This window comes from Xanthobacter oligotrophicus (assembly GCF_008364685.1).
Classification (GTDB): Bacteria; Pseudomonadota; Alphaproteobacteria; order Rhizobiales; family Xanthobacteraceae; genus Xanthobacter; species Xanthobacter oligotrophicus.
Genome location: NZ_VTTL01000003.1, coordinates 203014 through 221205 on the forward strand (window position 1 = coordinate 203014; position 18192 = coordinate 221205).

At 68.0% G+C, this 18192-nt stretch carries 17 protein-coding genes; 6 read left to right on the top strand and 11 right to left on the bottom strand.

Going from position 1 to position 18192, the window contains the following annotated elements:
• Positions 1-15: 15 nt before the first annotated feature.
• The 9 genes from ccoG to FZ033_RS05955 all read right to left on the bottom strand — a co-directional run bounded on the left by ccoG (position 16) and on the right by FZ033_RS05955 (position 9388).
• Positions 16-1473, bottom strand: coding sequence for a cytochrome c oxidase accessory protein CcoG (gene ccoG, locus FZ033_RS05915; protein WP_232847347.1), 1458 nt, complete (start codon positions 1471-1473; stop codon positions 16-18).
• 425 nt (positions 1474-1898) lie between these two features.
• Positions 1899-2783, bottom strand: coding sequence for a cytochrome-c oxidase, cbb3-type subunit III (gene ccoP, locus FZ033_RS05920; RefSeq protein ID WP_149575221.1), 885 nt, complete (start codon positions 2781-2783; stop codon positions 1899-1901).
• A gap of 4 nt (positions 2784-2787) precedes the next feature.
• Positions 2788-2949 (bottom strand): cbb3-type cytochrome c oxidase subunit 3, encoded by a 162-nt coding sequence (locus tag FZ033_RS05925; protein WP_149575222.1) that lies wholly within the window; start codon positions 2947-2949, stop codon positions 2788-2790.
• A 4-nt stretch (positions 2950-2953) separates the two neighbouring features.
• A complete protein-coding gene (gene ccoO / locus FZ033_RS05930) occupies positions 2954-3700 on the bottom strand; it encodes a cytochrome-c oxidase, cbb3-type subunit II (protein ID WP_149575223.1) in 747 nt (248 codons plus the stop codon).
• Between the two features lie 10 nt (positions 3701-3710).
• Positions 3711-5336 (bottom strand): cytochrome-c oxidase, cbb3-type subunit I, encoded by a 1626-nt coding sequence (gene ccoN / locus FZ033_RS05935; protein ID WP_210247865.1) that lies wholly within the window; start codon positions 5334-5336, stop codon positions 3711-3713.
• Between the two features lie 356 nt (positions 5337-5692).
• Complete coding sequence (locus FZ033_RS05940; protein WP_149575225.1) at positions 5693-6829, bottom strand: ABC transporter permease; 1137 nt, start codon at positions 6827-6829, stop codon at positions 5693-5695.
• The gene (locus FZ033_RS05945) at positions 6826-7821 is read right to left on the bottom strand and encodes an ABC transporter ATP-binding protein (RefSeq protein ID WP_149575226.1); all 996 of its coding nucleotides are present in this window, start codon (positions 7819-7821) and stop codon (positions 6826-6828) included. Before FZ033_RS05945 ends, FZ033_RS05940 begins: the two co-directional genes overlap by 4 nt.
• Complete coding sequence (locus tag FZ033_RS05950; protein ID WP_232847348.1) at positions 7818-8792, bottom strand: HlyD family secretion protein; 975 nt, start codon at positions 8790-8792, stop codon at positions 7818-7820. The genes FZ033_RS05945 and FZ033_RS05950 overlap by 4 nt, the downstream gene beginning before the upstream one ends.
• Positions 8789-9388: a TetR/AcrR family transcriptional regulator gene (locus FZ033_RS05955; RefSeq protein WP_232847349.1), complete on the bottom strand. Its 600-nt coding sequence runs from the start codon at positions 9386-9388 to the stop codon at positions 8789-8791. The genes FZ033_RS05950 and FZ033_RS05955 overlap by 4 nt, the downstream gene beginning before the upstream one ends.
• 459 nt (positions 9389-9847) lie before the next feature.
• Between FZ033_RS05955 and FZ033_RS05960 the strand changes: the two genes are divergently transcribed.
• Complete coding sequence (locus tag FZ033_RS05960) at positions 9848-10516, top strand: transglutaminase-like cysteine peptidase (RefSeq protein WP_149575228.1); 669 nt, start codon at positions 9848-9850, stop codon at positions 10514-10516.
• Positions 10517-10645: 129 nt separating this feature from the next.
• Here the strand turns inward: FZ033_RS05960 and FZ033_RS05965 are convergent, their stop codons facing one another.
• The gene (locus FZ033_RS05965) at positions 10646-11176 is read right to left on the bottom strand and encodes a gamma carbonic anhydrase family protein (RefSeq protein WP_149575229.1); all 531 of its coding nucleotides are present in this window, start codon (positions 11174-11176) and stop codon (positions 10646-10648) included.
• A gap of 135 nt (positions 11177-11311) precedes the next feature.
• On the opposite strand from FZ033_RS05965, the gene FZ033_RS05970 reads away from it, so the two are divergent.
• Positions 11312-13021, top strand: coding sequence for an O-linked N-acetylglucosamine transferase, SPINDLY family protein (locus FZ033_RS05970; protein ID WP_149575230.1), 1710 nt, complete (start codon positions 11312-11314; stop codon positions 13019-13021).
• Positions 13022-13163: 142 nt separating this feature from the next.
• Entirely contained in the window at positions 13164-14888 is a 1725-nt protein-coding gene (locus FZ033_RS05975; RefSeq protein WP_149575231.1) for an O-linked N-acetylglucosamine transferase, SPINDLY family protein, read from the top strand.
• A 13-nt stretch (positions 14889-14901) separates the two neighbouring features.
• On the opposite strand, the gene FZ033_RS05980 is transcribed toward FZ033_RS05975, so the two are convergent.
• Positions 14902-15390 (bottom strand): low affinity iron permease family protein, encoded by a 489-nt coding sequence (locus tag FZ033_RS05980; RefSeq protein ID WP_149575232.1) that lies wholly within the window; start codon positions 15388-15390, stop codon positions 14902-14904.
• A gap of 97 nt (positions 15391-15487) precedes the next feature.
• Here FZ033_RS05980 and FZ033_RS05985 point away from each other — a divergent pair, with 97 nt between their 5' ends.
• The 3 genes from FZ033_RS05985 (at position 15488) to FZ033_RS05995 (ending at position 17899) form a co-directional block, all read left to right on the top strand.
• The gene (locus FZ033_RS05985) at positions 15488-15844 is read left to right on the top strand and encodes a hypothetical protein (RefSeq protein WP_149575233.1); all 357 of its coding nucleotides are present in this window, start codon (positions 15488-15490) and stop codon (positions 15842-15844) included.
• A gap of 80 nt (positions 15845-15924) precedes the next feature.
• Positions 15925-16587, top strand: coding sequence for a 5'-methylthioadenosine/S-adenosylhomocysteine nucleosidase (locus FZ033_RS05990; RefSeq protein ID WP_149575234.1), 663 nt, complete (start codon positions 15925-15927; stop codon positions 16585-16587).
• Positions 16588-16597: 10 nt separating this feature from the next.
• A complete protein-coding gene (locus FZ033_RS05995; protein WP_149575235.1) occupies positions 16598-17899 on the top strand; it encodes an RsmB/NOP family class I SAM-dependent RNA methyltransferase in 1302 nt (433 codons plus the stop codon).
• Positions 17900-18192 lie beyond the last annotated feature (293 nt).

Genomic DNA, 18192 nt, shown 5'->3' on the forward strand with positions numbered 1-18192 from the left:
GGTGCGGTCCGTTGCTCACGGGCCGATGAAGTGATCGTTGACCGCCGCCGTCAAGCCCGAAGCCTTGTCGCGGATGCGGAAGGTGATGGGCAGGGACGCCTGCGAGGCGAGCTTGTCGCGCGTGGTCACCAGCACGCGGATCTCGCGGGTCTGGTCGGGGCCGATGGTGAGGCCATCGGCATTGTCGCCGATCACCTCCATGGTCGCGCCGGGCACGCCTTCGGCCGAGAGGGTGAAGGTGCGCTCCTCCAGCTTCTTGTTGATCAGCCGCACCGTATAGGCGTTGCGGATCGAGCCGTCCGACAGCCGCACGAACAGCGGGTTGCGATCGTGGATGGCGGCGACGCCCTCGGTCGAGCGGCCGATGAGGGAGGTGAGCATCAGCCCGGCGGCCACGCAGATCAGCACCGCGTAAAGGATGGTGCGCGGGCGGATAATGCGCTGGGTGAAGGACTTGTGGGCAAGCCGCGCCTCAAGGTTCGCCTCGCTGTCGTAGGAGATCAGGTCGCGCGGGCGGCCGACCTTGTCCATCACCGTGTTGCAGGCATCGATGCACAGGCCGCACTGGATGCAGGGCAACTGCATGCCAAGGCGGATATCCACGCCCGTGGGGCAGACGGCGACGCACTGGCCGCAGTCGACGCAATCGCCCGCCGGCTGGCCCTTCTCGCGCGCGGCCTCGGCCTTCTTCAGCGAGCCACGGGGCTCGCCGCGGTCGTAGGCGTAGGTGACATTGAGGGCATATTCGTCCGTGAGCGCGGCCTGGATGCGCGGCCACGGGCACATGTAGGTGCACACCTGTTCGCGCATGTGGCCGGCGAGCGAATAGGTGGTGAAAGTGAGGATGCCGATGGAGATGTAGGCCACGGCCGGCGCCTGAAAGGTGGCGAGTTGCACCACAAGGGTCGGCGCATCGGCGAAGTAGAGCACCCAGGCGCCGCCGGTCCACCAGGCGATGAGCAGCCAGATGGAGTGCTTCAGCGTCTTGTGGGCGAACTTGTCGATGGTCCAGGGCGCCGCATCCGCGCGCATGCGCTCACGCCTGTCGCCCTCGATAAGGCGCTCCACCGCCATGAACAGGTCGGTCCACACCGTCTGCGGGCACAGGTAGCCGCACCACACGCGCCCGGCCACCGCGTTTATGAGGAACAGGATCAGCGCCGCCAGGATGAGCAGGCCGGCGACGTAATAGAATTCCTGCGGCCAGATCTCGAGGAAGAAGAAGTAGAAGCGGCTCGATGGGAAGTCGAACAGAACCGCCTGGCTCGGCGCATCGGGACCGCGGTCCCAGCGCACGAAAGGCAGGAAGTAATAGATGCCGAGCGTGACCGCGAGCACGATCCACTTGATGGTGCGGAACCGGCCGTGCACGCTCTGCGGATAGATCTGGCGCCGGGCCTCATAGAGCGGGATGTCGTCCGGGTCGGCCACGGCTGCGGCCTTCTGCTCGGATTTCGTGGACAGGGCGGTCATGGGTTGCTTGCCGAAGGTTGGCCAGCCGCCTCGGGCCGGCGATACGGGTTGAGGGCAGACCCTCGTTGGGTCGGCTCTGGTCTCGGGACATTCGCCCGGCGCCGACACGGCAACATTCATAGCTTAGAATGTTCGATCGGCCCTGCGGGCGAAAGGTCGCGCCGTCGATTGGTCGCGCGACCTTTTGGCTCCCCTTGCGCCCCGCGTCGGCCCCCCTCGATGCCGGCGCCTGCTCCCCTTTTGCTCCCGCCAGCTGAACAGCGACGGCTCGACCTGATCGGGTTGCCCCGCCCGCATCGACCGATCCGCCTCCACCCCGGAAAGAGCACGCGCCGGACCGGGCAACAGCCCTGATCCGGCGCGCTTCACATTTCAGTCTGCGCGCCCGGCCGGCGCGGAGCAAGCCGGACCGCAGGGCTCACCCGTCAGCGACCGCCGCCGAGGGAGTGCACGTAGACAGTGAGCGCCTTGACGGTGGTCGGCTCAAGGCGCGCATGCCAGGCCGGCATCACGTTGCCGCGGCCGTTGACGATGCCGTACTCGATGGTGGCCTTGTCCGAGCCATAGAGCCAGATGCCATCCGTGAGGTTGGGGGCGCCCAGTTCCTGGTTGCCCTTGCCGTCGTCGCCATGGCAGGCGGCGCAGTTGGCGGCGTACACTTCCTTGCCCTTGGCGAAATCCGCGCCAGGCTGGGCGATGCCGGACAGGGTGCGCACAAAGTCCGCCACCGCCGCGATTTCCGGCTTCTGCAGGATGCCGTCACGGCCGAAGGCGGGCATGGAGCCGGTGCGCGCCTCGGCGTCGCCGGAGCGGATGCCGTACTGGATGGTCTGCTGGATCTGCTCCAGCGAACCGCCCCACAGCCAGTCGTCATCGTTGAGGTTGGGGAAGCCCGTGGCCCCGCCACCGCCGGCGCCGTGACACGGCGCGCAATTGTCGGCGAAGGCGACGCGTCCCTGGGCCCGGGCGAGGGTCAGCAGCGCCGGCGTCTGCTCGATCTGCTCGAGCGAGGCGGTGGCGAGCTTGGCCGCGCTCTCGGCGCGCAGCGCCTGGAGATCGGCAAGCTGGACCTGGATCGCCGAGCGCGAGTGCCAGCCGAGCAGGCCCGGCGTCGCCGAGTTGATCAGCGGCCATGCGGGATACAGGATCCAGTAGCCGATGGCCCAGACGATGCAGGCGTACCACACCCACAGCCACCACCGCGGAAGCGGGTTGTTCAGCTCCGAGATGCCATCCCATTCGTGACCGGTGGTCGAGACGCCGGTTGCGGCATCCACCTTGCCATGGTGGGTATCTTGAGTCGTGCTCACGGGATCAATCCTCTTTGAGCGGAATGTTGGCGGCGTCGTCGAATTCCTTCTTCCTCGTTTTCGAGGGCCAGAAGACGTAGGCGATCACCAGCAGGAAACCGAGGACGAAGAGCACGAGGCCCCAGGTCTGGGCGAAGGACGCGAGCCAGAGGTAGGTCTCGTGCATCAGCTCACCTCACGTTGGCTTGGTTGTCGTAGAGCTTGAAGTCCACGAGCGTGCCCAGCATCTGGAGGTAAGCGATGAGCGCATCCGCCTCGGTGAGCTCGCCGGGATTGCCGTCGAAGTCACGGGACTGGGCCTTGGGATAGCGCTTGTCGAGACCGGCGGTATCGCCGTCGGTCGTGGACTGGGCCTTCAGATCTTCCTGGACGTTCGCAATCATCTCGTCCGTGTACGGGACGCCGAGCAGCTTGAGGTCCTTCAGGTCGTCGGCGAGGTGCTTGGTGTCGAGCTTGGTCTGCGCCAGCCAGGGATAGCTCGGCATGATGGAGGCCGGCACCACGGAGCGCGGGTTGTGGAGATGCTCGCGCTGCCACAGGTCCGAATACTTGCCGCCCACGCGGGCAAGGTCCGGGCCGGTGCGCTTGGAGCCCCACTGGAACGGGTGGTCGTACATGCTCTCGGCCGCCAGCGAATAGTGGCCGTAGCGCTCCACCTCGTCGCGCAGGGGCCGGATCTGCTGCGAGTGGCAGTTGTAGCAGCCCTCGCGGATATAGATGTTGCGTCCCGCCAGCTCGAGGGGGGTGTAGGGGCGCATCCCCTCCACCTTCTCGATGGTGCTCTTCAGGTAGAAGAGCGGCGCGATTTCCACCAGGCCGCCGATCGAGATCACGATCAGGATGCCGAGCATCAGCCAGTAGGAGTGCTTTTCGAAGATCTGGTGCTTGGACCAGATGGAGGTGCCTTGCGTTGCCATGAGTGCCTCCTCATTCCGCAGGCGCAAGGGCGAGCGACTGCTCGGCCGCCGCTTCGGGCATGGTGATGGTCTTCCACACGTTCCAGGCCATGATCAGCGCACCCGAAAGGAACAGGATGCCGCCCAGGGCGCGGATGACGTAGAGCGGGTGCATGGCCTCGACGCTCTCGATGAACGAGTATTCGAGGAAGCCGAGCTGGGTGTAGGCGCGCCACATCAGGCCCTGCAGGATGCCCGCCACCCACATGGAGGAGATGTAGAGCACGATGCCGAGGGTCGAGACCCAGAAGTGCCAGGACACAGCCTTGAGCGAGTACATTTCGCGCTTGTTCCACAGCCAGGGCACCATGCAGTAGATGGCGCCGAAGGAGATGTAGGCGACCCAGCCGAGCGCGCCGGAATGCACGTGGCCGATGGTCCATTCGGTGTAGTGGCTCAGCGAGTTCACCGCCTTCACCGACATCATCGGGCCTTCGAAGGTGGACATGCCGTAGAAGGCCACGGCCACCACCATCATGCGGATGATCGGGTCGGTGCGCAGCTTGTCCCAGGCCCCCGAGAGGGTCATGAGGCCGTTGATCATGCCGCCCCAGGAGGGCATCCACAGGATGATCGAGAAGGTCATGCCCAGCGTCTGCGCCCAGTCCGGCAGCGACGTGTAGTGCAGATGATGCGGGCCGGCCCAGATATAGATGAAGATCAACGCCCAGAAGTGGACGATGGACAGACGGTAGGAATAGACCGGCCGCTCCGCCCGCTTCGGGATGAAGTAGTACATCAGGGCCAGGAAGCCGGCGGTCAGGAAGAAGCCCACCGCGTTATGGCCGTACCACCACTGGAACATGGCATCCTGGACGCCCGACCAGAGGATATAGGACTTGGGCGAGAACACCGACACCGGCACCGAGGCATTGTTGCCGAGGTGCAGCACGGCAATGGTGATGATGAAGGCGAGGTAGAACCAGTTCGCCACATAGATATGGGGTTCCTTGCGCTTCAGGATCGTCCCCAGGAACACCAGCAGGTAGGTGACCCAGACAACCGTGAGGAACAGGTCCGCATACCATTCCGGCTCGGCGTATTCCTTGCCCTGGGTGATGCCCAGCAGGTAGCCCGTGCCGGCGATGACGATGAAGAAATTGTAGCCCAGCACCACGAACCAGGGCGCGAGGTCGCCCACGAGGCGTGCATGGGAGGTGCGCTGGACCACGTAGAAGGAGGTGCCGATCAGCACGTTGCCGCCGAAGGCGAAGATCACCGCCGACGTGTGCAGCGGGCGCAGGCGGCCGAAGGAGATCCAGGGCAGGTCGAAATTGACCACCGGAAACGCCAGCTGGAGCGCGGCGATCACCCCCACGAGGAAGCCCGCGATGCCCCAGACGACGGCGGCGATGGTGCAGAATTTCACCACGTCGAAACTGTAGTTGGGCTTGCCGTCGGCATTGACCTGCGGCACGGGGCCGGCCGGCCGGGCCATGTAGCGGTTGCCGATGGCGAACACCGCCGCGATGCTGGCAGCGGCGAACAGATAGGCATGGAAGGCGTAGGCGGACGTGTAGGCCTTGGCGGCTACAATGATCGCGAAGAAGGCGAAGGCGGCGAACACCACCAGCAGTCCGGCTTCGCCGAACCGCATGGCCTTCGCCGGCGTCCGGATCGGATCTTGGATTGTTGACATTTCAGAACCCCTCGCGCCGAGGCGTGAACACTGCACCTTCGGAGCCGCGCCGCACCATGCGCCGCAAGCCCATTTTCTCCTTGATACAGGTCAAAGCTGCGTGAAGTGACGCGGTCGATGAGCGCTGCGACGGCCGGTCGCAACCGTCAAGGGTTAGGCTCGGGTCTTTTACGCAGGTGACGTCGCGTTCGTCATTCCCCGATGGCGCGACACCTTGACCGAAGTCCGTTTGAACGCTGCGGGCGCAGAGATTTGTCCACAGGTCCGCTCAATCATGGCGCGGCTCACCTTAGCGGCAACGTGCCGCGCGGCATTCAGTCAAGGGTTTGACGAAATCTCGCCACGGCGATGCCCATGGCCAGCAACATGAGCGCCACAAGCGCCACCGCATCCACCTTCAGGTCGCCAAACCCTGACCCCTTCAGCAGAATACCCCGCACCATGCGCAGATAATGGGTGAGCGGCAGGCCCTCGCCGATCCATTGCGCCCACGCCGGCATGCCCGAAAACGGGAACATGAAGCCCGACAGAAGAATCGAGGGCAGGAAGAACATGAAAGACATCTGCACCGCCTGGAGCTGGTTCTGCGCCAGGGTGGAGAAGGTATAGCCGATGGACAGGTTGGCGGTGATGAACAGCAGCGTCGCCGCCGCGAGGAAGATGGCGCTGCCTTCCAGCGGTACCCCGAACAGCACCATGCCGGAGCCGAGAATCAGGATCGCCTGCACGATGCCCACCAGCACATAGGGGATGATCTTGCCCAGCATGATCTCCACCGGGTGGATCGGCATGGACAGGAGGCTCTCCATGGTGCCGCGCTCGGTCTCCCGGGTCACGGACAGGGCGGTGTAGATCAGCATGGTCATGGTGAGGATGGTGCCGAGCAGGCCTGGCACGATGTTCAGCTGGCTGGTGCCGGCGGGGTTGTAGCGCCGGTGCTGGACGATCTCGAACGGCATGGCGCCGGCGGCGTCAACGAACCGTTCGCGCACCAGCGCCGAGCCCACCACCCCCGCCAGCGCCGCCAGCGCATTGGCCGAGCCCACCGGGTCGGTGGCGTCCGCCGCCACCAGCAGCTGCGGCTGCTCGCCGCGCCGCAGCGCGCGCTCGAAGCCCGCCGGGATTTCCACGAAGAACAGCACCTCGCCGGCGCGGATCATATGCTCCGCCTCCTCCGCGCTCCCGGCCTCCTTCACGAAGGCGAAGAAGGCGGTGTTGCGCAAGGCGGCGAGGATGGCGCGGCTCGCGTCCGTGTTCTCGTGGGCGAACACCGCCGTGGGCAGATGGCGCGGCGTGGTGTTGATGGCGTAGCCGAACAGGATCAGCTGCAGCAGCGGGATCATGATCATGGTGGCGAACGTCACCCGGTCACGCCGCAGCTGGATGAACTCCTTCACGATCATGGCGCCGACGCGCCTGAGGAAGCCGGCCGTGGCTTTGAATGCCCTCATCGCAGTTCATCCTTCGACCGGCTCATGAGGTCGATGAACACGTCCTCCAGTGTCGGGGCGTCGGCGCGGATGACAAGGCGCGCATCGCTGCGGTAGGGCGCGATGGCCGCCTCCAGCGCCGCCGGGTCGCGGCCGGAGACGTGCAGCGCGGTGCCGAAGGGTGCCACCATCTCCACGCCGTCGAGGGCGGACAATTCGCGGGCGAGGCGGGTGACGAGAAGCCCGGCCTCATGGCCCGCCGCGCCGGTGATCTCGACGGTGACGGTGGCAAGGCCCGCGGCGGCGATCACGCTCTGCACCGTGCCCTGGGCCAGCAACTGGCCGTAGGCGATGTACGCGATCTCGTGGCAGCGCTCCGCCTCGTCCATGTAATGGGTGGAAACGAGCACGGTGAGCCCTTCCGCCGCGAGGTCGTGGATCTGTGCCCAGAACTCGCGGCGGGCCTTGGGATCGACGCCGGCGGTGGGCTCGTCCAGCAGCAGCAGGTCGGGCCCGGGCAGGATGCAGGCGCCAAGCGCCAGGCGCTGCTTCCAGCCGCCGGAGAGCGCGCCGGCCAGCTGCTTGCCGCGCCCCTCCAGCCCCAGCCGCTTCAGCGCGTCGCCCGCCGCCTTCTCCGGTTCGGGAACTCCATAAACGCGCGCCACGAACTCCAGGTTCTCCCGCACCGACAGGTCCTGGTAGAGGGAGAAGCGCTGCGTCATGTAGCCCACATGCTCGCGGATGCGCCGGGCCTGGGTGAGGATATCCATGCCCAGGCAGGTGCCGCGGCCGGAATCCGGCGTCAGCAGCCCGCACAGCATGCGGATGGTGGTGGTCTTGCCCGAGCCGTTCGGCCCGAGGAAGCCGTAGATCTGCCCGCGCATGACGCGCATGGAGAGATTGTCCACCACCCGCCGGCCGCCGAAACTCTTGCAGAGATTCTCCACCTCGATGGCGACCTCCGGGGCGGCGCGGGTGGGCGCGGGCGGTGCTGCCTCCTGGGCCACGGTCACGGCGTCGCTCCCAGCGCGACGTTCACCGGCTGGCCCGGCCGGGCCTTGGCGGGGTCGTCGGGCCGCGCCTCCACCAGATAGACGAGCTTGGAGCGCTCCTCCCGGCTGTAGATGACGGGCGGGGTATATTCCGCCTGGGTCGAGATGAAGAAGACCTTCGCCGTGGTGGTCGGGCAACCGTCGCAGGTGACGGTGACGCGGCCCCCCAGCGCGACCTTCGGCAGCACCGCTTCCGGCACGAAGAACCGCACCTTCACCAAGCCCGGCGGCAGGATGGACACCACCGGCCGGCCTTCCGGCACCAGTTCGCCGACGCGATAATAGACGGTCTGGACCGGACCGTCCGCGGGCGCCTTCAGGGTGCGCCGGTCGAGCCGCACCTGCGCGGCGGCAAGGTTGGCGCGGGCGGCGGAAACCGCCTGCTCGGCCGCGTCGATGTCCTGGGTGCGGGCGGCGATGCCGGCTGCGGCGATGCGCTTGCGCGCCTCGTCGAGGGCCGCCTGGTTCTGGTCGTACTGGTGCTGGGCCGCATCGAGGTTGGCCTGGGAGGAGGCGCCCTTGGGCACCAGCGCCTTCTGGCGTTCGAGATCGAGGCGGGACTGGTCGAGGGCAGCGGTGGCGCGGTGCTCGGAGGCCTGGAGCACGGCGATCTCCTCCGGCCGCTGGAGCGGGGAGCGCGCATTGGCCAGCCGTGCCTCGGCTTCCTTCAGCTGGGCGGCCGCCGCATCTCGATCGGCGGTCTGCAGGTCATCCTCCACCCGGGCGACCACGTCGCCGGGCTTCACCACACTGCCCTCCTCCACCGCGAGCGCGCTCACCCGGCCGGCCTCGGTGGGGCCGATGAAGACGAGGTCGCCCTCCACATAGCCGGAGAAGCTGTCTGCGGGCGCGGGAGAACAGGCGGCGAGGCCGAGGGTCGCGACGACGGCGAGCAGCATCGGGGAGAGGCGGGGAGATCGATGGGGTGTCACGTGTCTCTCCATCCGAGCCCGCGCAGCAGCAGGTCGCGGTGGGCCATGAGGAACGCCCTCACGTCGAGCGGGTCGAAGGCGCCGAACATGCCGTTCCAGACCACGGCCACGACGGCGGGCGATATGACGAGTTGGGGAAAGCGCACCGCGAGGTCGGACGTGATCTCACCGCGATCCAACCCGCGCTGGGCGATCCTGCGCACGATGGCAAGGCCTCGGGACACCACCTCGCGGTGGTAGTAGGCGGCAAGCTCTGGAAACCGCGGCCCCTCGGCGATCATGAGCCGGACCAGGCCCTCGGCCGGGGTGCCGATGACCCGCTCGATCAGGATCGCGATGAGCAGGTCGATGAGGTCGCGGGTGGTGCCGGGAAACACGGCGATGGCCGCATCCGCGTTGGCGAGGATCGGCGCGATGTTCTGCTCCACCAGGCCATGGAACAGCGCTTCCTTGTCGGCAAAGTGCAGATAGAGCGTACCCTTGGCCACGCCGGCCTGTCGGGCCACGTCGTCGAGGCGGGCGCCGGCAAAGCCGTGGCGGGCGAAAACTGTGAGCGCCGCTGCAAGGATGGCGCGGCGGCGTTCAGCCTTGTCCATGGGTGCAGCCCGGCGCCGACGCGCCTCGGGCGTTGGGGCCAATGGCGCCGGAGGTTGCGGATCCTGGTTGGGCGGGCGCGCCACAATCGTTAACTTTCACTGACTGACCCGTCAGTCATTAGCATGATTGCGTGCGGGCTCCAACACTCTCCGCTGACGGCCGTTCGCCCGGAGCCCCCGAGGGGGAGCAAGACCCACCATCCCCGCCCGAACGGGCACTTCTCGCTTCAGTGTATTGAAAACAAGCGGATTTGCGATTTCGGCGGCACCACCAAGCCATCCAGCGAAAGGCATCCGGCCGGTGCCCGCGCACCCGCTTGCCCGCGCGGCACCGACAAAAGGCCGCACCGATCAGAGGTATCTAAAAACCTAGCCCATTAAGGTTAATAGAAGGTTGACGGCGCAAATGCGGCGCGCATCGGGCATTATCATTTCATTAACCCGGTCGGATTTCCCGCCATGTCGAAGCGCATCTCGCCTCCCTGCCTCCTGTTGGCCCTCGCCGCAGCGCTGCTGTGCGCCGGGGTGAGCGCCGCCAGTGCTCAAGAGCAGCGGGCACAAAACACGCGCTTCGCCAATCTTGCCTCCGCCTTCGCGCCCCGCCATCTCGCCGACGGCCGCGTCACTACCGCCCCCACCGGCTATGTGCGCTTCTGCGCCGAGCATGCCCACGATTGCGAGGCGGCGGGCGCCGGCATCGCGGTGATGAAGCTCGACACCCAGCGCACCGCCGAGCTGGAGCGCATCAACCGCACGGTGAACGAGGCGGTCCAGCCCGAGACCGATCTTGACCATTACGGCGAGACCGAGCGCTGGGCCTATCCCGACGACGGCCGGGGCGATTGCGAGGACTATGTGCTGGAGAAGCGCCGGCGCCTCATCAATATCGGCTGGCCCAGCTCGGTGCTGCTGATCACCGTGGTCCGCGACCGCGAGGGCGACGGCCATGCGGTGCTCACGGTCATGACCGACAAGGGCGACCTCATCCTCGACAACCAGGAAACCGATATCCGCCCCTGGAAGGATACCGGATACCGCTACGTCAAGCGCCAGTCCCAGGTCGATCCCTCCACCTGGGTGTCCCTGGGCGAGACCCGCGTGCCCCCGGTGGTGGGCACCGGGCGTTGATCCCGGCGCGCCGCAGGGCGCGCTTCAGCCTTCCGCCTACGGGGCTTCGGCCTCGCCACGGCGGCAAGACGGGCCGGAACCGACGCTGCGGTTCCGGCCCGTTTTCCTTTTGGGGCGCGGACCGCCCGCTCAGTCGATGCGCTTCAAGCCCTTGGCATAGCGCTGCCAGTTGCGCTGGTAGTGCTCCGCGGTGCCGACGAGGCGTGCCGCCGTCGCCTCGTCGATCTGCCGCGCCACCTTGGCCGGCGCCCCGACGATGAGGGAGAAGGGCTCGAACACCTTGCCCTCGGTGACCAGCGCCTTGGAGCCGACCAGGCACTTGCTCGCGATATTCGCCCCGTTCAGCACCGTGGAGCCCATGCCGATGAGGCTGCCGTCGCCCACGATGCAGCCGTGCAGGGTCGCCATGTGGCCCACGGTCACGTTGGTGCCGATGGTGAGCGGAAAGCCGGGGTCGGTGTGGAGGACACAGTTTTCCTGGATGTTGGACCCCTCCCCCACCACGATGGGCTCGTTGTCGCCGCGCAGCACGCTGCCGAACCACACGCTGGCGCCTTCCTTCAGGGTCACGTTGCCGATGATCACCGCGTCCGGCGCGATCCAGTAGTGTCCCGAGGCGGGCAGGGTGGGCGCGACACCGTCGAGGGCGTAGATGGGCATGGCGGTCTCCGGTCCGTAACTGGCTCTGGCTGCGTCACTATACCGGCCCCGGCCTGCGTGCTAGCGTCGAAACGCATCAGGCTGGCCCTTGCCAGTACGAACCGCATGTCTGGTCAGAACCTTCCGAAGCCCTTCGTGTCGATCCCCCCGCTTTCCCCCGACCAGACCCGCCTGCTGCACGACGGCTACCAGGCCCAGGTGCGCGGCCTCCTGGACGACGCCGCCCGCCAGTATCGCAAGATCCTGAAGAAGGTGCCGGACCATCCGGACGTCATGCACCTTCTGGCCATGGTGCGGTCGCGCCAGCATCGCGCCGACGAGGCCATCGGGCTCTACCGCGCCGCCGCCGCGCTGAAGCCGCAGGATGCCAAGCTCTGGTACAATCTCGGCCTCGCCTACACATCCGTGGAGCGCAATACCGAGGGCGCCGAGGCCTTCGCCCGTGCCCTCGCGCTGGATCCCTCCCTTCCCGAGGGGGTCGGCATGCTGTTTTCGGCGCGCCGCTCGGTCTGCGACTGGCGGGACGACGCCCCGCTTCTGGCGGCCATCGCCCGCGCCGGGGACCCGGCGAGGGCGGAGATCCCGCCCTTCTTCACCCTGTGGCTCGACGACCCGGCGCTGCAGCTCGCGGCCGCACGCCGCGCCGTGCGCCGGCGCTGCGCCGGCATCGCTCCCAAGCCCCTGCCCGTCCGCGCGCGAACGGAAGGGCGCGTACGCGTCGGCTACCTGTCGGCCGATTTCCGCAACCACCCGACCACCCATCTGCTGGTCCGGCTGCTGGAGGTCCACGACCGCTCAAAGTTCGAGATCACCGCCTTCTCCATCGGCCCGAACGACGCTTCGCCTGCCCGCAAGCGCGTGGAGACCAGCGTCGACCGCTTCATCGACTGCGAACGCGACCAGCCGGCTGAGACCGCCGAGCGCGCCCGCAGCCTCGGCATCGACATCCTGGTGGATGTGATGGGCCACACCAACGGCAACCGCATGGAGATCTTCGCCGGCCGCGCCGCGCCGATCCAGGTGAGCTATCTCGGCTATCCAGGTACCAGCGGCGCCGATTTCATGGATTATGTGATCGCCGACCCGTTCGTGCTGCCGCTGGAAGACGCCCGCTTCTTCAGCGAGAAGGTGGTCCAGCTTCCCGATACCTACCAGCCCAACGACCCGTCCCTCGCCCCCGCCGCCCGCCCCGGCCGGGCCGAATGCGGCCTGCCGGACACCGGCTTCGTGTTCTGCGGCTTCAACAACACGCGCAAGCTCGATCCGGCGACCTTCGCCCTCTGGCTGCGTCTCCTCATGGAGGTGCCGGGCAGCGTGCTGTGGCTGCTCGCGGGGGAGGACGCCCGCGCCAACCTCCGGCGCGAGGCCCAGGCTGCCGGCGTGGCGCCCGACCGGCTCATCTTCGCCCCGCACCGGCCGCTGCCGGAGCACCTCGCCCGCATGGCGCTGGCGGACCTTTTCCTCGACACCTTCCCCTATACCGCCCACACCACCGCCTTGGACGCGCTCCGGGTGGGGCTGCCGCTGGTGACGCGAACCGGCCGCTCCTTCGCCTCAAAGGTGGCCGGCCGCCTGCTGCAAGTGTCCGGAGTGGGAGACCTCGTCACCGATCATCCTGGCGCCTACGAGGCGCTGGCCCTGGACCTTGCTCGCGACCCGGCGCGGCTCGCCGTCCTCCGGGCACGCCTCGAGGGTAGCGCGGCGCGGGCGCGCCTGTTCGACATCCAGCGCTACCGCGCGCAGATCGAGGCGGCCTATCTCGCCATGATGGAACGCGCCATGGCCGGCGCCGCGCCGGACCATATCGTCGTCGCGCCATCCCCCGCCGAGGGGGCCGGCGCCTGAGTCCCCAAGGCCCGGAACCGTGCGGCGCCCTCGGCTATCGTCTCGATCCGGCCCATGCTAGAGCACGCGCCGATCCGCTTGCGGCACGGGCTGGTCCGATCCGGCTCCAGAGGCGGTTTTCAGGGAACGACCACGCGACGCCATGCCTCCTTCACCACCGCCCGGCCCCCCGCCCCTCGCGCCCGCGCTCCAGAAGCTGCTCTACGACGGCTACCAGCACCAGCTGCGCGGCCAGTATGAGGAAGCGGCCCGGCACTATCGCAAGATCCTGCGGGCGGCGCCGGACCATGTGGATGTGATGCACCTGCTCGGCATCGTCCGCGCGCGGCAAAGCCGGGAAATCGAGGCCATCGAGCTGTACAAGAAGGTGCTGGCGCGCAAGCCCGACGACGCCAAGGCCTGGCACAACCTCTCCCTCGCCTACGGGGCGCTGAACCAACCGGACGACTCGCTCGCCGCCATCGCGCGGGCGTTTGACCTCGACCCCAGCCTGCCGCTGTCCGCCAATCTATTGCTGCCGCACCGGCGCGCGATCTGGGACTGGCGAGGCCACGACCGCCTGTTCGAGAACCTGAAGCGGGGCGTTTCCGATTCGAATGTTCCGGCCCTGCCCTTCGCCACCCTCTATGTGGACGATCCGTCGCTGCATCTGGCCTCTGCCCGGCGCAAGGTGGCCGAGGAACAGACCCCGCCCCGCCCGCGCACGTTCGACCATTCGGCCCGGCACACCGCCTCGGGACCGATCCGCGTCGCCTATCTGTCCGCGGACTTCCGCACCCATGCCACCACCTTCCTGATCTCCAAGCTGCTGGCGCGGCATGATCGCAGCCGCTTCGAGGTGACCGCCATATCGGTGAGCTACAACGACGCGTCCGAGCATCGCCAAAGCATCATCGACGCGGTCGACCACTTTCTCGACCGGGAGAAGGCGACCCCGGCGGCCATCGCCGAGGAGGTGGCAGCCCTCGGCTTCGACGTGTTCGTGGATCTCATGGGCCACACCAGCGGCGAGCGGCTGGCCGCGTTCGCAGAACGCCCGGCGCCGGTACAGGTGAGTTATCTCGGCTATCCGGGCACCAGCGGCGCGCCCTTCATGGACTATGTGATCGCGGACCCGGTGGTGCTGCCGTCCTCCGACGCCGCCTTCTACACCGAGAAGATCGTCCATCTGCCGGACTGCTACCAGCCCAACGACCCCGAGCTGCCGGTGGGCGAGCGCACGACCCGGGCCGATTGCGGCCTGCCGGACGAGGCGTTCGTGTTTTGCGCCTTCAATTCGGCCTGGAAGCTCGATCCGGAGGTCTTTTCCGCCTACACGCGCATCCTCAAGGCCGTGCCCGGCTCGGTCCTGTGGGTGCTGGAGAGCCGGGAGAACAGCGCCGACAACCTGCGCCGGGAGGCCACGGCGCGGGGCCTCGACCCGGCCCGCCTCGTGTTCGCGCCCATGGTTCCGCTCAAGGACCATTTCGCCCGGCTGCCGCTGGCGGACCTCTTCCTCGACACCTTCCCCTACACCGCCCACACCACGGCCAGCGACATGCTGCGCATGGGCCTGCCCATGGTGACGCGCACCGGCCGCTCGTTCGCGTCGCGGGTTGCAGCCAGCATCATGACGCAGATGAACCTGGCCGACTTCATCACCACCGACGTGGAGGGGTTCGTGGCCAAGGCCGTGGCCATCGCCAACGATCCGGCCGCCCTCGCGGAGGCCCGCGCGCGGCTTGCCGCCGTCCGCGCCACCTCGCCCCTGTTCGACATCGACCGCCATGCCCGCCACATGGAACGGGCGTTCGAGACCATGGTGGCACGCTCCCGCGCCGGCCTGCCGCCCGAAGCTTTCGCGGTGGAGCCGCTGCCGCGCGGCTGAAAGCGCAGCGCGCTCAGGCCTTGGCACCCGCCGGATCGGCGGGTGAAGGGCCTGCGGCTTCCCGCCCCGCGCCGGAATCCTGGCTCTCGCGCGCCTTGTCGGCCAGCAGGGCATATTCCAGGCGCAGGCGCTCCAGCGTCTCCTCGTCCAGGTCCTCCAGGTCCAGCAGCACCTCGCGCGGCCCTTCCAATCGCGCGATCAACTCGTCCAGCTTGATCTGGAGCGCTGCCGTATCCCGGTTCTGGCTGTTCTGGATCAGGAACACCATGAGGAAGGTGACGATGGAGGTGGAGGTGTTGATGACCAGCTGCCAGGTGTCGTTGAAGCCGAACAGCGGCCCCGTCATCCCCCACACCACGATGATGGCCATGGCACCGATGAAGGTGGCGGGCTTGCCGGTATAGCGGGCCGCCGTCTGGGAGAAGCGGGTGAACAGCGGGCGCGGCGCGCGGCCCCGCTCCACGGTGCGCCGCAGTTCCTCGATCGATGCCTGCGCGGCCATGATGTCTCCTCCTACCCTCGGAGGGAACGAACGGCCGCGGCTGCGGTTCCCCCTTTGGCGACGCTTGAGCTTGCGCGTCCCGCGACGGAGGCCCCCCATGTCAGTGCAGATGATCCTTCTTCCCCTGTTCGTGCACGTGGCACTGGTGCTCGCGGTGCTGCTGCGCGCCGTCAAGTCCACCGAGGTGACCGCCGACGGCCTGCGCGCCGGGATGGCGGCGGTGCTGTTCTACACGCTGACCATCCTCGCCCTGTACACCCGCAAGGCGGACATCATCTTCGTGGTGCTGGCCTGGGTGTTCGTGCTGCTGCGCCTCATCTCCGCCTTCCCGCATCTGCTGTCCGCCGAGGCGCGGGGGCGCATCAATTTCGGGGTCAGCTTCGACCTAGCGAGCCTTGCGGTGCTGGCGCTCATGTGGGGCCTGTTCGCCTTCGCCATCCTGCTCAACATCTGAAGGCGGCTGGTTGACAGGCGAAGCGGGGCGGTCGAGGAGTTGGACTTTGCGCTCCAGCCTTGCGTCTCGGGTGACCTTTGATGACCGACCCTGCCCGCCACCTGTCTTCCATCGGCGGCCATTCCATCCTGTTCGTGATGGCCACCAGCCAGGAATACGGCCCCCATCTGAAGTCCCGCATCGATCCCCTCATCACCGGGGTCGGGCCGGTGGAGGCGGCGGTGGAGACGGCGCGGGCCCTCGCCATCCTCGCCCACCAGGACCGCCTGCCGGACCTCGTCTTCACCCTCGGCTCGGCCGGCTCACGCCGCCTCGACCATGCGGAGGTCTACCAAGTGGCCCGGGTGGCCTATCGCGACATGGATGCCTCCGCCCTGGGCTTCGAGAAGGGGCGCACCCCCTTCCTCGACGAGCCGGCGGTGATCGAGCTTGCCCACCGCATCGCCGGGGTGCCCGAAGCCTCGCTCTCCACCGGCGGTGCCATCATCTCGGGCGCGGCCTATGATGCCATCGCCGAGGACATGGTGGACATGGAGAGCTTCGCTGTGCTGCGCGCCGCGCGGCGCCACGGCCTGCCCCTGATCGGCCTGCGCGGCATCAGCGACGGCAAGGCCGAGCTGACCGGCTACGGCGACTGGACCGAATATCTCCACGTGATCGACGAGAAGCTGGGCTCAGCCCTCGACCTCTTCGCCCGGCAGCTGGAGGCGGAAGGCCTTCAGCCCGCCCCCGCGCGCCCCTGACGGATAGACCATGATCCCCGCCGCCCGTATCTCCGCTGCCATCGAGGTCCTCGCCGACCTCACCACCCGCCGCCGGCCCGCCGCCGATGCCCTGAAGGACTGGGGCCTCTCCCACCGCTTCGCCGGCTCCGGCGACCGCGCCGCCATCGCCGGCATCGTCTACGACACCCTGCGCCGGCGTGCCTCCGCCGCCCATGTGATGGGCTCGGAGGAGCCGCGCGCGCTGGTGCTGGGCATGCTCGTGCTCATGCGGGCGCTGGATGGCGAGGCCATCGCGGCGCTGGCGGACGGCTCCCGCTTCGCCCCGGCGCCGTTGACCGAGGACGAGCGCGCCCGCCTCGCCGACCCGAGCATCAAGGGCGCGCCGCCCTTCGTCCGCGGCGACTATCCCCAATGGCTGCACGCCTCCCTGCGCCATGTCTTCGGCGAGGACGTGGTGGCGGAAGGTGCGGCGCTCGCCACCCGCGCGCCCCTGGACCTGCGCGTCAACACCCTGAAGGGCGAGCCGGAGGCGGTGCGCGCCGAACTCTCCCATCTCAGCCCGGCACCCGGCCGCTTCTCGCCTTTGGCCCTGCGCATCCTGCTGGATTCCGAGGGCAAGGCCCCGCCGGTCTCCGCCGAGCCCGCCTTTCTGCGCGGCGAGGTGGAGGTGCAGGACGAGGGCTCGCAGCTCGCCGCCATCCTCGCCCGCCCGGTGCCCGGATCCCAGGTGCTGGACCTGTGCGCGGGGGCCGGCGGCAAGACGCTGGAATTCGCCGCCCTCATGGACAACAAGGGCCAGCTCTACGCCCACGACAGCGACATTCGTCGCCTGAAGCCCATGCATGAGCGCCTCGCCCGCGCCGGCGTGCGCAACGTGCAGGTGCGCAGCCCGCGCGGCGCCGAGGACGTGCTCCACGACCTCGAAGGCCGCATGGACCTGGTGCTGGTGGACGCCCCCTGCACCGGCACCGGCACCTGGCGCCGCAACCCCGACGCCAAATGGCGGGTGCGCCCCGGCGCTCTCGCCCAGCGTACCTCCGAGCAGGCCAAGATCCTGGAGGAAGCCGCCCACTATGTGCGCCCCGGCGGGCGGCTCGCCTATGTCACCTGCTCCCTGCTGGACGAGGAGAACGGCGCCCAGGTGCGCGCACTGCTCTCCAAGCGCGAGGATTTCCACGTGGTGCCGCCCAACGAGACTGTTCTGTCCCTCGGCGCGCACGGGCAGGCCCTTGCGGACGCCGCCCTCACCAGCCGCGAGGGCATCCTGATGACCCCCCGCCGCACCGGCACGGACGGCTTCTTCGTCAGCGTGATGAAGCGGGCGGGGTGAGGCGGGTTCAGATGTCCGGCGGAGGCGCGACATGCCGAGCTACAGCGAAGACTGGAACCCGTTTCCCGGCCTGACGCCGAAATTCCAGCTGAAGGTAACGCGGCTGGCGGCGGTGGGGTGTCTCCTCGTTTTGGCGACGATTGTCGGCATACTGGCTTGGGTCGACTCCTCGCGAACCTATTGTCCCGGCTGGGTCTTCGATCAAAAGACCGGCACAAGGATCTGGGGATTCGCGTTGATCTGGAGCCTTCCAGTAACAACCTTCTGGTGCTGGCGCGCGATATTCATGACGG

Coding starts and splice junctions, on each gene's coding strand:
- ccoG (WP_232847347.1), bottom strand. CDS start 1,473: ATGACCGCCCTGTCCACGAAATCCGAGCAGAAGGCCGCAGCCGTGGCC.
- FZ033_RS05925 (WP_149575222.1), bottom strand. CDS start 2,949: ATGCACGAGACCTACCTCTGGCTCGCGTCCTTCGCCCAGACCTGGGGC.
- ccoO (WP_149575223.1), bottom strand. CDS start 3,700: ATGGCAACGCAAGGCACCTCCATCTGGTCCAAGCACCAGATCTTCGAA.
- ccoN (WP_210247865.1), bottom strand. CDS start 5,336: ATGCGGTTCGGCGAAGCCGGACTGCTGGTGGTGTTCGCCGCCTTCGCC.
- FZ033_RS05940 (WP_149575225.1), bottom strand. CDS start 6,829: ATGAGGGCATTCAAAGCCACGGCCGGCTTCCTCAGGCGCGTCGGCGCC.
- FZ033_RS05955 (WP_232847349.1), bottom strand. CDS start 9,388: ATGGACAAGGCTGAACGCCGCCGCGCCATCCTTGCAGCGGCGCTCACA.
- FZ033_RS05960 (WP_149575228.1), top strand. CDS start 9,848: ATGTCGAAGCGCATCTCGCCTCCCTGCCTCCTGTTGGCCCTCGCCGCA.
- FZ033_RS05965 (WP_149575229.1), bottom strand. CDS start 11,176: ATGCCCATCTACGCCCTCGACGGTGTCGCGCCCACCCTGCCCGCCTCG.
- FZ033_RS05975 (WP_149575231.1), top strand. CDS start 13,164: ATGCCTCCTTCACCACCGCCCGGCCCCCCGCCCCTCGCGCCCGCGCTC.
- FZ033_RS05980 (WP_149575232.1), bottom strand. CDS start 15,390: ATGGCCGCGCAGGCATCGATCGAGGAACTGCGGCGCACCGTGGAGCGG.
- FZ033_RS05985 (WP_149575233.1), top strand. CDS start 15,488: ATGTCAGTGCAGATGATCCTTCTTCCCCTGTTCGTGCACGTGGCACTG.
- FZ033_RS05990 (WP_149575234.1), top strand. CDS start 15,925: ATGACCGACCCTGCCCGCCACCTGTCTTCCATCGGCGGCCATTCCATC.
- FZ033_RS05995 (WP_149575235.1), top strand. CDS start 16,598: ATGATCCCCGCCGCCCGTATCTCCGCTGCCATCGAGGTCCTCGCCGAC.